Origin of the sequence: Massilia sp. Se16.2.3 (assembly GCF_014171595.1) — a bacterium.
GTDB lineage: Bacteria > Pseudomonadota > Gammaproteobacteria > Burkholderiales > Burkholderiaceae_D > Telluria.
On sequence record NZ_CP050451.1, the window covers coordinates 1,079,247 to 1,092,970 of the forward strand.

Genomic DNA, 13,724 nt, shown 5'->3' on the forward strand with positions numbered 1-13,724 from the left:
AAGCTTGCGTGTCCTGTAGAACCTGACGGGCGGCGTCAGCCGGCGCCGCCGACTTCGCGGCTTCTCCGTCCACCGACGCTGCGCCATCGACCACTGCAATTCAGTAGCGCAGCAGCCGGTCCAGCACGTTGCGGGTGATGCGCTCGACCCGGCGGTCGCGCCCGTCGGCGAGCACCTGCGCCCAGTCGGTGGTGCCGCTGGAGAACACGGTGCCGCCGCGATGGAACAGGCCGAGGGTCGCCGCGTGCACGCCTTCGCCAGCCGCATGGCGCGCGCGTGCGGGGAGCTCCTGCCAGCGGTGATCGAGCGGGCAGGCTGCCAGCAGCTGATAGTCGTCGGGCGTGCCGTCCTGGTCGGACCAGGCCGACAGTGTCGCCACACCGCTCGTCGGGTCGAATTTGTCGAGCGGTACGCCGTCGCATTCGTAGCCAGCCAGCGGCGGCCAGGTATCGGCGCCGAAGCTGTCGCCATGCCTCAGGCCGGTTCCCTCGAACACCCAGTGCCCGGGCTGCTGCACGATGAAGCCGGACGTCTGGCGTGCGCCGTCCCACCAGCCGCCACCGTGACGGTAGCTGACGCCGCCCAGGCTGTCTTCCGGACGGGCGGCGCCACTGGACGGCCACCAGTGATCGAAGGCGCCGCGCGGTCCGCCCCTGGTGGCAGACCGGGGCCCGGCCCTTGTCGACCAGGTGGACGCGCCACCAGCACAGGTTGGCGGCAAACCAGGCGGCGTTGCCGCCGGAGGAGACGAAATCCTCGACGGCATCGCGTGTCTGTTCGGTCCAGTATTCGTCGTGGCCGACCGCGAGCAGCAAGCGATAGCGCAGCGGCAGCGCCGGGTCGGCGTGGATGTCGAGATCGGTACAGAAATCGGGCGCATAGCCCTGGCGCGCCAGCCAGCGGATGAAGCGTGCGTCCCAATGGGCAAAGGTCTGGCGCGGCGAGGTGGCGTCGTAGTGGTCCGGCGCGCCCCAGGTGGGCCCGCCGATGCCGCCGCCCGGCCGCCGCAGCGATACGCGTGCGCCAGGCGGGTCGATCGAGCGTGGCGGGTTGCTGTAGTAGCAGCCCCCGCCCGTGAAATTGTAGGCGTGGTAGGTGGCCAGCGGCAGCTTGTAGAGCAGGCCGGCACGGGCACCGCGGCATGCCGGTGCCCGCACGACGAACAGGGCAGCGGCACTGTCGAGCGCAAGCGACAGCGGCTGCGGACCCTTGGCCTCTTCCAGGTGGGCGATGTAGACCCCGGATGGCCAGTGTGCCGGCACCTCGAACGCGTAGGCCGGCCAGTCCCAGTCTTCGCCGGCGCCGCGCTCGCCGGCCCGTTCGCCCGGCAGCCAGCTTGAACTGTGCAGGGCCTCGAAGCCGTCGCGCCAGCGATGGAAGTGGACGCGAAAGCGGCGGCTGTCGGTGGCGACGTGCAGCACCAGCCGCTCGCCTGGCAGGACGCTGGCCTGGCCCGGATAGGCACGGATCATTCGGGCAGCTCCGGCTCGATGCGCTTGCGCAGCAGGTAGGGGGCGGCATGGCCAGCGCGTGCAAGGGCATGCGCCGGAACGATGCCACGGCCTGGGCCGGGGTTTCGACGATCGGTTCGTCCTTGCCGTTGAACGAGGTGTTCAGGAGCACGGGCACCCCGGTGCGTTCGGCAAAGCCCAGCAGCAGCGAGCGCAGCAGGGGATCGCCGCCGGGCCCCACCGTCTGCAGGCGGGCAGTACAGTCGACGTGGGTAATGGCCGGCACCGTGCTGGCGCGCTCGGGCCGCACCGGTGCCGCGAACTGCATGAAAGGGGAGGGGCCGGGCACGTCGAACCAGTCCCCGGCCTGTTCTTCCAGCACGACCGGTGCGAGCGGGCGGAACCACTCGCGCGCCTTGACGCGGGCGTTGATCCAGTCGCGCATATAGCCGCGGCGCGGGTCGCCCAGGATGCTGCGGTGGCCAAGCGCGCGCGGGCCGAATTCGCTGCGGCCCCGGTACAGCGCCACTACCTTGCGTGCGCACAGCAGGTCGAGCACGCGTGCGCACAGGGCGTCGCGACCGGGCAGGCGTTCGACCAGCAGGTCGGGGGCGTCGCGCAGCGCATCCACCGCGGTATCGATGTCGTCAAACTGCGGTTCCGGGCCGAGGTAATCGTGGGTCCAGCGGAATTCCACTGGCTGGCCGGCCAGTTCGCCCAGGCCATACATGGCGCAGCCGAGGGCGGTGCCGGCGTCGCTCGGTGCGGGCGGAATGAACACGCGCCGGAACGGGGTTTCGCGCAGCAGGCGCTCGTTGGCCGAACAGTTCAGGCCAGTGCCGCCGGCGAAACACAGGTTGTCGAGTCCGGTGGCGGCATGGAGCCAGCGTGCCGGGGCCAGCAGGGCTTCCTCGAAGGCGCGTTGCCCGGCCGCCGCCAGGTTGGCGCAATCGGAAAAGCCGACGCCGGGCGTGCCGTAGAGGAAGCGGCCGCGCTCTCCCAGCAGCGCACGCCAGGCCGGCGGGATGGTGACGCGGCAGCCCTCGACCGCGAGCGGGGGCAGTCCCAGCGCCTGGGGATTGCCGTGCGGCGCCAGGCCCATCACCTTGCCCTCGTTGCCTTCGCCGGGAAACAGCGCCTGGGTCAGCAGGAAGTAGAACATGCCCAGCCCGGCCGGGCGGGCGTCATCGCGGTCCCACAGCTGCTTGTCGATGCAGGCGAAGCGTTCGCGGCTGGCGACATAGAAGGACGAGACTTCGCGCCAGTCGCCGGGTACCTCGCTTGCACCGCTCCAGTATTCGGTGAAGCCGGCGACGGGGCTGCCCTGGCCGTCGACGATCATGACGGCGGCTTCGCGAAACGGCGACGGGTGGAACACGCTGTACAGGTGGGCCACGTGGTGCGAGATGCGGGCACGGCGGCAGCCGGGGGCGAGCACGAGGGTTTCGGCCAGCTCGGCCTCGTATTCGGCCAGCGAGCCGATTTCGGCATCCGACGAATAACATTCGACCAGCACGTCGATCGGCCGCTCGAGGCCGGGCAGGGAGGGCAGGTAATGCGCGCGCAGGTCGCCTGGTTTGCCCCAGTGGTGTTTTTTTCGGGTGAGCCGTTCCTTCTGGATCGCCCAGGCCAGCTGCGAGCCATGCATGAGGCAGATGCTGGCGTCCTGGGTGCGGTTAATGCCAAGCACAACGGGTGCATCGTTCATCGTGTTCTCCTCGGTATTGTTCGGGCGATGCAGCGATCCAGTGACTCTTTGAGCATGATGAGCTGGGATTAGTTCAGCCATGCCGGCGCGATGCGGTCAGGCAGCGGACGCGGCCACACGGCGCGCCGGCCTCGGAAACCCGGACGCGCAAACACGGTCTGAGAAAGTGCGTGCCCACGCCAAACGGGGGAGGACCATGGCGTCGCTCAATCCGGTCCAGGTCCGGAAATACCTGAAGGGAGTCGACTACCCGGTGTCGCGCGCGGCGCTGCTCGACAGTGCGCGCAGCATGGGCGCCGACGAAGCGCTCTGTGCCTCGATCGAGCAATTGCCTGGCGACGCGTACCAGACGCCGGCCGATGTCAGCCAGGCCCTCGGGCGCCTGCTGCCGGGTGGCGCGCCGTGGTCCTCCGGCGCCGACGGTGCGTCCGTGGCCGGCACGCCGACGGGTGGACTGCCCCGGGACGGCAGCGATGCCTTCCTGGTGCTGGCCATGCAGGATGCGATGGCGGAGATCCAGGTCTGCGAACTGGCGCTCGAAAAATCCGGCAAGGACGCGGTGCACGCCTTTGCCCAGGCGATGATCGACGAGCACGGCCGCATGGGCCGCGACATCGAACAACTGGCCGCGCGCAAGGGCCTGCCGACACCGCAGACCATCCGGCCGGAGCAGGAAATGACGGTCGAGGAATTGGCCAGCCTGTCCGGGCGCGACTTCGAGCAGCGCTGGATCCAGTACAACATCGACCTGCACGAACGCGACGTCAAGCTGTTCCGCCAGCATGCGCTGGACCAGCGCGACAGCGAGATTCGCGCGCTGGCAGGGCAGATCGGCGAGGCGCTGGCCGGGCACCTGCAGATGGCGCACGAACTCGGCAAGACGCTGGCCATCCCTGAGCAGCGCAGCGTCGGCACGCGCCGGTCCGGCACGGTATGATGGAAGCTTGAATCCTCATCCGTGACCGACGATGCTGCAAACGCCCCCGACCTTCACGCCGCTGATGGCGCCCCAGCAACACGACGCCCCCCTGACTTTCCTGTTCCATGGCGGGCGCCTGCTCGTGCGCGAACACGACCTGGCCCTGCCGGACGCCGCGGCCCTGGCGCAAATCGGGCTCGACCCGGCCCGGGTCCAGCCGGTCGGCCTGCTCGGCGAGCGCTATTGCCAGGCGGGCTGGCTCGACCAGGAGGCGGCGCTCGAAGGCTACGCCTGGCACGGCCTGCGTTCGCTGCTGTTCGGCGCCTTCGACGAGCAGCTGATGGGCGTGGCCGGGCGCGCCGCGCAGATCGCCGAATGGGCGCGCACGCACCGTTTCTGCGGCGCTTGCGCCCATCCGATGGCGCGCGTGCTGCACGAACGCAGCTTCAGGTGCGCCCATTGCGGGCACCTGGCCTACCCGCGCATTTCGCCGGCGATGATGGTCCTGATCCGCAAGGGCGACGCGGTGCTGCTGGCGATGCACGTGGCCTCGCCCACGAAACGCTTCACGCCGCTGGCGGGATTCCTGGAAGCGGGCGAATCGATCGAGGAAGCGATCCACCGCGAGGTGTACGAGGAGGTAGGATTGCAGGTGAGGAACCTGCAGTATTTCGCGAGCCAGTCATGGCCCTTCCCGCATTCGTTGATGATCGCTTTTACGGCCGACTACGCGGGTGGCGAGATCCGCGTCGATCCCACCGAGATTGCCGAGGCGCGCTGGTTCGGACCGGATGATGAGTGGCCCGAGCGCGTGCCGCAGGTGTCGGTGTCGAGCGTGCTGGTCGACGCGCACCGGCCACCGGGACGCTAGGCGCGACGCATATAAGCCGCTGGCTGCGCGGCGGCGTACTGCGGTGCCGCCGCGCCTTGCCGTGCGCACTTTGTCGAGCTGCGAGGATTACTGCACCGCTGGCGGCAAGGCCGGCGCGCCACGCACTTCCAGCGCGACGCTGCCGACCTGTGCGCCGGCCGGGGCTGGTGCGAACGACGGCACGAGCTCCACCCGCGCGCTGTCGTCGGGGCGCGCGCCGGTACCGCGCAGCTGCACCGCGCGCTGCAGCAGGTCGAACCAGAACGGGGCGCCGAACAGCGTCGTGGCGGCCGTCACGATCCAGCCCGCCACCTGCAGCGCGAAAGCGGCATTCAGGACCGGCGGAAAGCTTTGCCAGCCGATCGGCAGGGCCCACAGCTGGCGCAGGGTTTGCGCGTCCAGCGCGCTGGGCACGGCGCCGATGTGCGCGGCCAGCTGAGGCTGCTGCCACAGGGTGCGGAACAGGGCGATACTGTCGATATTGAACAGGATCGCCAGCAGCAGCGAGACCAGGAAGGAAATCAGGAGCTGGCGCCGTTTGTAGCTGCCCGACACGCGCTGCATCGCATTGTCGAACCAGCCGGCGACCAGGCGCTGGAAGCGCTCCAGGTCGCCACCGGCGCGCGCGTGCAGGGCGTGCAGTGCGCGCCGTACCTGCGGGTCGCTGACGGCATCGATATCCGCGCCGAGCCGCGCGAAGTTGCCTGGTACCTGCTGGATGCTGTCGATCAGCGCGATCGCGAAGTGCGCCGGTTCGATATAGGATGGGCGCGCCGCAAGCGCCGGTTCGGCGACCGTGCTGCCGTCGCTGTGCGGATTGACGAGCGGATGGGCATACACGGCCTGCGCCAGCGCCTCGAAGCGTGGGTCGTTCAGCATGCTTTTGATGCCGGCCAGCAGCGTATTGGCGCGCAGGCGAAAAGCCGCCGCCAGTGCCTCCTGCACCGTGGTCACGATCAGCGCCACCGTGCCATAGCAGAACGTCAAACCGATTGCCAATTCCAGTACCGAGCTTCCGAACATAGGCCGCCTCCGTCGCATGAGAACGGATTCACGCTAGCCCAAGCTTGTCAGCGTTGAGTTCGGTTTGCTCAAGAAAATGGCAGCCTCCAGTCGCTTTCGCGCATTTTCTATATACTGGCGGCAATCGCATTTTTCAGCGCATTTTTCAGGCGCACTTTCCAAGGTTTCCCCATGTCCGACAAAGAAGCATTCACCGAGCACGACTGGCGCCGCCTGCTGGCCAGCCTCGGTGAGGATCCGAACCGCCCTGGCCTGCACGAAACGCCTGCGCGCGTTGCCAAAGCCTGGAAGCACTGGACTTCCGGCTACGACCAGAACCCGGTCGAAGTCCTGAAAGCCTTCGAGGACGGTGCCGAGCAATACAACGAATTGATCGTGGTGCGCGGCATCCCGGTCTACAGTCATTGCGAACACCACCTGGCGCCATTCTTCGGCAAGGCCACCGTCGGCTACCTGCCGAACGGGAAGATCGTCGGCCTGTCGAAGCTGACCCGCCTGGTCGACATTTTCTCGAAGCGCCTGCAGGTGCAGGAGCGCATGACGATGCAGATCGCCAACGCGCTGATGGAAGTGCTGGAACCGAAGGCGGTCGGCGTGGTCGTCAAGTGCCGCCACATGTGCATGGAAAGCCGCGGCATCCGTACCCAGGGCGAAGAAACCATCACCTCCTGCATGCTGGGCGAATTGCAGCCGAACCTGGCGCTGCGTACCGAATTCCTCGCACTCGCACGCGACTGACCTGCACCCCTGCCGGCCCTGGCCGAACAGCTTTCCGCGGGCCGGCGCTGCAGTTCGGGAACCTGTTCCGGAACTTCGCCCTCAAAGGGATTTTGGGGCGACGACATGGCCAGGCCCGAATTCCCCAGCGATATTCCACGCGAGCAGTTCGAGCTCGTGCGCGACATGCTCGAAGCGGCACGGCGCAAGACGCGCCCGCGCAAGCATGACCTCTACGATGTGTATTGCGCGGTGCTGTATTTCCTGCACACGGGCATCGCCTGGCGCAGCCTGCCGCGTGAATTCCCTCCCTGGCGCACCGTGCACGAGTATTTCACCCAATGGACGATGCTGCGCGAGGGCGATCGCACCCTGCTCGAGCAGACGCTCGACCGCATCGGCCGCGATGCCGAGATCGCGCAATTGCACAGGCTGCTGAGGCCGCACTGAGCGGAGGTTTCCGGATACCGAGGGCGGCGCAGAGGCAGCCGTCCCGATGCTGCGCATGCCCAGGCGCGTGCAGTGTCTCAGCGGCTGTGTGCACTGTTAGCCACAAAAGTTCCCTTCATCGAACGCGTTTGTCTGCGCTGCGACAGAGCTTTTCACCACTGCACGCCGCTTGTCACAATCTGTTGCGATTTCGAATCGTGCGCATCTGCCGGCTGGGCTAAGCTGGACTATTGTCTTTATTGCATCCAGCCATGTTCGATCACCTGAACCAGTTCCTGTTTTCCTTTATTAACGCCGCTCCTGGCCTCGCGGGCTGGCGCCTGCACGGCGCCCTGTTTGCTGCCGAGTGGATCGTCCTGGCGGTGCCGCTGGGCCTGGTGCTGATGTGGACCAATGGCACGGCGGCACAGCGCGAAGCGGCCGTACGCGCGCTGCTGGCGGCCATCGTTGCCTTCACGCTGAGCAAAGTCATCGGCCTGATGTGGTTCCATCCGCGTCCCTTCATGGTCGGGGTCGGTCAGACTTTCCTGCATCACGCACCGGACAGTTCCTTTCCGAGCGACCACGCGACCGGCATGTTCTCGGTGGCACTGGCTCTGGTGCTGAGCAGCGTGGGCGAGGCGCGCCGCTTCGGCTATGTCCTCCTGGGACTGGCCGTGGTGGTGGCCTGGGCCCGCGTTTTCCTGGGCGTGCATTGGCCGCTGGACATGGCAATGGCCTTGGTGGTGTCGCTGGTGGGCGCGCTGCTGGCCAATGGCCGCTTCGGCCTGGCGCTGGCGGCCATGCTGGTGCCGCTGATGCGTTCGATTTACCGCCGTGTACTGGCTTTGCCGATCGCGCGCGGCTGGATCCGTCCTTAGCGCTGAGCCATACACCCCGGGCGCGCTGTATCCCTACTGCGTCGTTGGCGCCGCCGCTTCCTCGAACACCAGCTTCTTGTTCTCGTCGAGGTGGAACAGGCCGAGCGGCTGCCCGGTAACCTGTTCCGGCGCGTCCATTTTGCTGCAGCCCTGCGTTTCCACCCGCCATGCCTGTTCGCCCGCACGCAGCGTATAGATGTTCTCGCCGGAGGCGAACAATTCCAGGTCCACGTCCGACATCGGCAGCCTGCCCAGTTCGATGCGGCGCTGGCAATCCGGCATGCGCGCGGCAATCAGCTCCAGCGTGACGTCCTTCTTCCAGAACTGCTCCTGCCGCGCACGCACCGTCAGCGCGTGCTGGTTCCCTTCGATGTAATAGGTGGCCGAATCGTCGACGCAACCGGCCAGCAACAGGGGAGCGAGCAGAAGAAGTTTACGCATGCATGGAGTCCAGGTGGGGGCCGGCAGGCGCCGGCGCCGCGGCCAGTATAGAACGCGTCATTCTTGCCTTGCAACACAGCACCTGGAAGACAGGTCGGCGGCCGACACAGCGGGACTCTCCCGGACTCCCCGTTTTTGCGAAATCGGCGATGATGAATTCATGTCGTTTTCACCCTTCCTGCAATGAAGCAACCCGAATACGAACTGCTCGACACCGGCGCAAGTGCCAGGTCGACCGTCAAACCGGTCAAGATGTGGACGCGCGGCGTGCCCGTCGAACCCGGTGCCAAGGACCAGCTCGCCAAACTGGCCGAGTTGCCTTTCGTTTACCACCACGTGGCTGTCATGCCCGACGTGCACATTGGCAAGGGCTCGACCATCGGCAGCGTGATTCCGACGCTGGGCGCGGTGATCCCGGCCGCGGTTGGGGTCGACATCGGCTGCGGCATGATGGCGGCAAAAACCACGCTGCGTGCGACTGACTTGCCCGACAGCCTGGGCAAACTGCGCAGCGCCATCGAACAGGCGATTCCGCACGGAATGTCGCCGAAGACGCGCAATGCAAGAGGGCGCGACGTCGGCTCATGGGACCGCCCGCCGCCGCCCGTCGACGCCGGCTGGGCGAAACTGAAGGACGAATTCGACGCGCTGTGCCGCAAGTGGCCGAAACTGCGCGGCACGAACAACTACAAGCATCTCGGCACGCTCGGCAGCGGCAACCATTTCGTCGAGATCTGCCTCGATGAAGACAATTTTGTGTGGTTGATGCTGCACTCCGGCTCGCGCGGAGTCGGCAACGCGATCGGCACCCATTTCATCGAACTGGCCAAGCAGGACATGCGCCGCCACATGGTGAACTTGCCCGACGACGACCTGGCCTACCTGCAGGAGGGCACCCAGCACTACGACGATTACGTGGAAGCCGTCGGCTGGGCGCAGAAGTTCGCGCGCACCAACCGCGACGTGATGATGCAGAACCTGATCCACGCGGTACGTGCCGTGATTCCAAAGCCCTTCGAGACCCATGTCGAGGCGGTCAATTGCCATCACAACTATGTGCAGCAAGAGCGCCACTTCGGCCGCGACGTGATGATCACGCGCAAAGGTGCGGTCTCGGCGCGCACCGGCGAATTGGGCATCATTCCTGGGTCGATGGGCGCAAAGAGCTTCATCGTGCGCGGCAAGGGTAACCCGGAAAGTTTCAATAGCTGCAGCCATGGGGCCGGCCGCCTGATGAGCCGCACCGAAGCCAAGCGGCGCTTTACCCGCGCCGACATGGAACGCGCCACGCAGGGCGTCGAATCACGCAAGGACGATGCCGTGATCGACGAAATCCCGATGGCCTACAAGGACATCGATGCCGTCATGCGGGCGCAAAGCGAACTGGTGGAGGTGGTGCATACCCTGAAGCAGATTGTCTGCGTGAAAGGATAACCAGCAGGCGCATTGCGGCGGGCCGCAGGTGCACCACGTCCCGGATCCATCCAACCGACGAGAAGACCATGCCAGACGACGATCAACATGCCATGGCGCAGCAGGCGCCGCCCTACGTTCCACCGCAGCCTCTGACCCTGCGCATTAACGGGACAGACCACCAGCTACTGGTCGAGCCGCGCGTCAGCCTGCTCGACGCGCTGCGCGATCGTATCGGGCTGACCGGTACCAAGAAAGGTTGCGACCGCGGCCAGTGCGGCGCCTGTACCGTGCTCGTCGATGGCCAGCGCATCAATTCCTGCCTGACGCTGGCGGTGATGCACGACGGCCGCGAGATCACCACCGTGGAGGGGCTGGCGCAGGGTGACAAGCCGCACCCGGTGCAGCAAGCCTTCATGGACCACGACGCTTTCCAGTGCGGCTATTGCACGCCCGGCCAGGTGTGCTCGACGGTGGCGCTGCTGCGCGAACTGGCTGAAGGGCAAGCCAGCGCCGTCACGCGCGGCGAGCGGCTGGTGCAACTCAGCGAGGAGGAAATCCGTGAGCGCATGAGCGGCAACCTGTGCCGCTGCGGCGCCTACCAGAACATCGTCGCGGCAATCCGCACTGCGGCCAGCGTCGCCGGTCAATGAGGGAGGCAGCGTGCATTCACTGAGCTATGAACGGGCGCGCGACCTCGCCCACGCGATCGAACTGGGCAGCGAGCCCGGCAGCAAGTACATCGGCGGCGGCACCAATTTGCTCGACCTGTACAAGAGCGGCATCGAGCGGCCGGTGCGCCTGGTCGACGTCAGCCGGCTGGCGCTGAACGGGGTCGAGGAATTGACCGACGGCGGACTGCGCATCGGTGCGATGGCCAGCAACACGGTCGCGGCGAATCACCCGCTGGTGCGCACGCGCTATCGCGTGCTGTCGGAAGCGATCCTGAACGGTGCCACGGCGCAGTTGCGCAACATGGCCACCGTGGGCGGCAACCTGCTGCAGCGCACGCGCTGCTATTACTTCACCGATCCTGCTTTCGAACACTGCAACAAGCGCGTGCCTGGTTCCGGCTGCGCGGCCATCGACGGTTTCAATCGCATCCACGCCATTCTTGGTGCCAGTCCGTCCTGCATCGCCACCAACCCCTCGGACATGGCCGTGGCCCTGGTGGCGCTGGACGCGAGGGTGCGCCTGGCGGGGCCGGATGGCGAACGTGTGGTGCCGATGGCTGATTTCCACCGCCTGCCGGGCGATCAGCCGCAGTTTGACACCGTCATCGCACCGGGCGAACTGATCACGGCCATCGACCTGCCGCCGCCGTTTGCCGCGCAATCGCATTATGTAAAAGTGCGCGACCGCGCCAGCTATGCCTTCGCGCTGGTGTCGGTGGCGACCGTCCTCGACTTGCAGTGTGATGTCGTGCGCGACCTGCGCCTGGTGCTGGGCGGCGTCGCCCATAAACCATGGCGGGCCGTCGAGGCGGAGGACCTGCTGCGTGGCCAGCCCTTGAGTGAGGATGCGATCGCGCGTGCCGGCGCGGCTGCCGTGGCCGGCGCCCAGCCCTATGTCCATAATGCCTTCAAGGTCGAGCTGGTGCCGCGTGCCATCGCCCGGGCACTGCGCATTGCGGGAGGACGCGCATGAACAGCATCGGCGCACCCATGAATCGTACCGACGGCTGGGACAAGGTCAGCGGCGCGGCGCGCTACTCGGCCGAGCACCCGGTCGATAACCTGGCCCATGCGGTGCTCGTTACCAGCACCATCCCGAACGGACGCGTCAAGCGGATCGACAGCAGCGACGCGCAGCAGGTGCCGGGCCTGCTGCTGGTGATGAGCCATGAAAACGTGCTGCGGCTGCCGCGCGAGACCAGGGCCGGCAAGGTATCGCCGCCGATCGGCCGCGTGCTGTCGCTGCTGCAGGACGCCGACGTCCACTACAACAACCAGCCGATCGCCGTTGTCGTCGCCGAAACCTTCGAGGCCGCGCGCGAGGCGGCGGCGCGCCTGCGTGTCGAGTACGAGCACAAGCCGGCCCTGCTCGACTTCGAGGAAGCGAAGCAGCACGTGCATCCTCCAGAAAAAGTGCTCACGCAAAAGCCGGACACGAAACGTGGCGATTTGCAGACGGGCCTGCTGGCCGGCAGCAGTCGCATCGACGTCACTTACCGCACGCCGATCGAGCACCACAACCCGATCGAGCCGCACGCGACGATTGCGGCCTGGGACGGCGAACACCTGACGCTGTACGACTCGACCCAGTACATGAAGGGCGTGCAGCGCACCGTGGCGGGCACGCTCGGCATCGACCCGGAAAACGTCACCGTGCTGTGTCCGTATGTGGGCGGCGGCTTCGGCTGCAAGGGCTCGGTGTGGTCGCACGTGGTGCTGGCCGCCATGGCGGCAAAAATGGCGGGCCGGCCGGTGCGCCTGGTGCTCGACCGCAACCAGATGTTTGGCCCGGTCGGCCAGCGTCCGGTCACCGAGCAGCGCATGCGCCTGGCGGCGATGGGCGACGGCCGCCTCACCGGCAGCGCCCATGACACCGTCGCCTACACCTCGATGATCGAAGACTGGATCGAGCCTTGCGGGCTGATGACGCGCATGATGTACGCAGTGCCGAACCAGGAAACCTCGCACCGCCTGGCGCGCATGCACCTGGGCACGCCGACCTTCATGCGTGCGCCCGGTGAAGCCTCGGGGTCGTTCGCGCTGGAGTCAGGCATGGACGAACTGGCCCATGAACTCGGCATCGACCCGCTGCAGCTGCGCCTGCAAAACTATACCGAGCGCGATCCGGGCAAGGATTTGCCGTTCTCCAGCAAATCGCTGCGCCAGTGCTACGAAGTCGGCGCCGAGCGCTTCGGCTGGAGCCGGCGCAACCCGCAGCCGCGTTCGATGCGCGAAGGCGATAAGCTGGTTGGCTGGGGCATGGCGACGGCCACCTATCCGACCAACCGTTCCAAGGGCGCCTGTTCGGCCACGATGGCGCCTGACGGGAGTGTCGTGTTCCGCTCGAGTACCCAGGACCTGGGCACCGGCACCTATACCGTCATGACGCAGATCGCCGCCGATGGCCTGGGCGTGCCGGTCGCGCGCGTCCGTTTCGAGCTGGGCAATTCGCAATTGCCCGAGGCTCCCGTGTCCGGCGGCTCGACAACCGTCGCGAGCGTGGGGTCGGCGGTGCTGGCGGCGGGTGGCGCCTTGCGCCTGAAACTGATCGGCATCGCGGTGGCGGACGAACGCTCGCCACTGTACGGCGTCACCGCCGACGAGGTCGATGCACAGGATGGCGAACTGTTCCTGCGTGCCGATCCATCCCGGCGCGAGGCGATGGCAAGCATCGTCGGGCGCCATGGCGGTGGGCCGGTGGAAGCCATGGCCGAGGCCGAACCGGGCGACGCCAGCAAGCAGTTCTCGATGCACGCTTTTGGTGCGGTGTTCGTCGAAGTCCATGTGGACGAAGCGCTGGGCGAAGTGCGGGTGCCGCGCGTGGTCGGCGTGTACGGCGTGGGGAAACTCATGAACGCGAAGACCGGGCACAGCCAGCTGATGGGCGGCATCGTCGGCGGCCTGGGCATGGCGCTGCTCGAGGAAACCGTGATCGACCCGCGCAACGGCCGCGCCGTCAACGGCAACCTGGCGGAATACCACGTGCCGGTGAATGCGGATATCGGCCATATCGATGTGCAGGTGGTCGAAGAAGAGGATCCGCACGTGAATCCGCTCGGCGCCAAGGGCATCGGCGAAATCGGCATCACCGGCGTGGCGGCGGCAGTGGCGAATGCCGTGTATCACGCGACCGGCAAGCGGATCCGCGCGTTGCCGATTACGCTCGATAAATTGTTGTAGGGTTGGTGCGGCCGGCG

10 protein-coding genes and 3 pseudogenes are annotated in these 13,724 nt (G+C 66.9%); 9 read left to right on the forward strand and 4 right to left on the reverse strand.

The window, feature by feature from the left end:
• Positions 1–100: 100 nt before the first annotated feature.
• Together G4G31_RS28860 and G4G31_RS28060 are read right to left on the reverse strand one after the other, a co-directional pair.
• Positions 101–1,472, reverse strand: a pseudogene (locus tag G4G31_RS28860) (N,N-dimethylformamidase beta subunit family domain-containing protein).
• A 106-nt stretch (positions 1,473–1,578) separates the two neighbouring features.
• A pseudogene (locus tag G4G31_RS28060) lies at positions 1,579–3,240 on the reverse strand (carbamoyltransferase); the annotation flags it as partial.
• A 115-nt stretch (positions 3,241–3,355) separates the two neighbouring features.
• Here G4G31_RS28060 and G4G31_RS05060 point away from each other — a divergent pair.
• Positions 3,356–4,096 (forward strand): DUF4142 domain-containing protein, encoded by a 741-nt coding sequence (locus G4G31_RS05060; protein WP_182990559.1) that lies wholly within the window; start codon positions 3,356–3,358, stop codon positions 4,094–4,096.
• Between the two features lie 31 nt (positions 4,097–4,127).
• Positions 4,128–4,949, forward strand: a complete 822-nt coding sequence (gene nudC / locus G4G31_RS05065) for an NAD(+) diphosphatase (protein WP_182990560.1) — start codon at positions 4,128–4,130, stop codon at positions 4,947–4,949.
• Between the two features lie 87 nt (positions 4,950–5,036).
• Here nudC and G4G31_RS05070 read toward each other — a convergent pair whose 3' ends face one another.
• Positions 5,037–5,972 (reverse strand): hypothetical protein, encoded by a 936-nt coding sequence (locus G4G31_RS05070; RefSeq protein WP_182990561.1) that lies wholly within the window; start codon positions 5,970–5,972, stop codon positions 5,037–5,039.
• Positions 5,973–6,143: 171 nt separating this feature from the next.
• On the opposite strand from G4G31_RS05070, the gene folE reads away from it, so the two are divergent.
• The 3 genes and pseudogenes from folE (at position 6,144) to G4G31_RS05085 (ending at position 7,999) form a co-directional block, all read left to right on the forward strand.
• On the forward strand, positions 6,144–6,710 hold the full coding sequence (folE, locus tag G4G31_RS05075) for a GTP cyclohydrolase I FolE (protein ID WP_182990562.1): 567 nt from the start codon (positions 6,144–6,146) through the stop codon (positions 6,708–6,710).
• 105 nt (positions 6,711–6,815) lie between these two features.
• Positions 6,816–7,091 (forward strand): annotated as a pseudogene (locus G4G31_RS05080) (transposase); the annotation flags it as partial.
• 299 nt (positions 7,092–7,390) lie between these two features.
• Entirely contained in the window at positions 7,391–7,999 is a 609-nt protein-coding gene (locus G4G31_RS05085) for a phosphatase PAP2 family protein (RefSeq protein WP_182990564.1), read from the forward strand.
• 33 nt (positions 8,000–8,032) lie between these two features.
• Here G4G31_RS05085 and G4G31_RS05090 read toward each other — a convergent pair whose 3' ends face one another.
• The gene (locus tag G4G31_RS05090; RefSeq protein ID WP_229425375.1) at positions 8,033–8,440 is read right to left on the reverse strand and encodes a hypothetical protein; all 408 of its coding nucleotides are present in this window, start codon (positions 8,438–8,440) and stop codon (positions 8,033–8,035) included.
• Between the two features lie 183 nt (positions 8,441–8,623).
• Between G4G31_RS05090 and G4G31_RS05095 the strand changes: the two genes are divergently transcribed.
• Genes G4G31_RS05095 through G4G31_RS05110 form a run of 4 tightly spaced genes read left to right on the forward strand, consistent with a single transcriptional unit; the run spans position 8,624 to position 13,707 of the window.
• Positions 8,624–9,874 (forward strand): RtcB family protein, encoded by a 1,251-nt coding sequence (locus G4G31_RS05095; protein WP_182990565.1) that lies wholly within the window; start codon positions 8,624–8,626, stop codon positions 9,872–9,874.
• Positions 9,859–10,506 (forward strand): (2Fe-2S)-binding protein, encoded by a 648-nt coding sequence (locus tag G4G31_RS05100; protein ID WP_374011343.1) that lies wholly within the window; start codon positions 9,859–9,861, stop codon positions 10,504–10,506. The genes G4G31_RS05095 and G4G31_RS05100 overlap by 16 nt, the downstream gene beginning before the upstream one ends.
• Positions 10,507–10,516: 10 nt before the next feature.
• Positions 10,517–11,500, forward strand: a complete 984-nt coding sequence (locus G4G31_RS05105; RefSeq protein ID WP_182990567.1) for a xanthine dehydrogenase family protein subunit M — start codon at positions 10,517–10,519, stop codon at positions 11,498–11,500.
• A complete protein-coding gene (locus G4G31_RS05110) occupies positions 11,497–13,707 on the forward strand; it encodes a xanthine dehydrogenase family protein molybdopterin-binding subunit (protein ID WP_182990568.1) in 2,211 nt (736 codons plus the stop codon). The genes G4G31_RS05105 and G4G31_RS05110 overlap by 4 nt, the downstream gene beginning before the upstream one ends.
• The last annotated feature ends 17 nt before the right edge of the window (positions 13,708–13,724 follow it).

What these genes read in the sequence shown, in the direction of transcription:
- G4G31_RS05060 (WP_182990559.1), top strand. Translation starts at nt 3,356, where the DNA reads ATGGCGTCGCTCAATCCGGTCCAGGTCCGGAAATACCTGAAGGGAGTC.
- nudC (WP_182990560.1), top strand. Translation starts at nt 4,128, where the DNA reads ATGCTGCAAACGCCCCCGACCTTCACGCCGCTGATGGCGCCCCAGCAA.
- G4G31_RS05095 (WP_182990565.1), top strand. Translation starts at nt 8,624, where the DNA reads ATGAAGCAACCCGAATACGAACTGCTCGACACCGGCGCAAGTGCCAGG.
- G4G31_RS05110 (WP_182990568.1), top strand. Translation starts at nt 11,497, where the DNA reads ATGAACAGCATCGGCGCACCCATGAATCGTACCGACGGCTGGGACAAG.
- G4G31_RS05070 (WP_182990561.1), bottom strand. Translation starts at nt 5,972, where the DNA reads ATGTTCGGAAGCTCGGTACTGGAATTGGCAATCGGTTTGACGTTCTGC.
- G4G31_RS05090 (WP_229425375.1), bottom strand. Translation starts at nt 8,440, where the DNA reads ATGCGTAAACTTCTTCTGCTCGCTCCCCTGTTGCTGGCCGGTTGCGTC.
- G4G31_RS05085 (WP_182990564.1), top strand. Translation starts at nt 7,391, where the DNA reads ATGTTCGATCACCTGAACCAGTTCCTGTTTTCCTTTATTAACGCCGCT.
- folE (WP_182990562.1), top strand. Translation starts at nt 6,144, where the DNA reads ATGTCCGACAAAGAAGCATTCACCGAGCACGACTGGCGCCGCCTGCTG.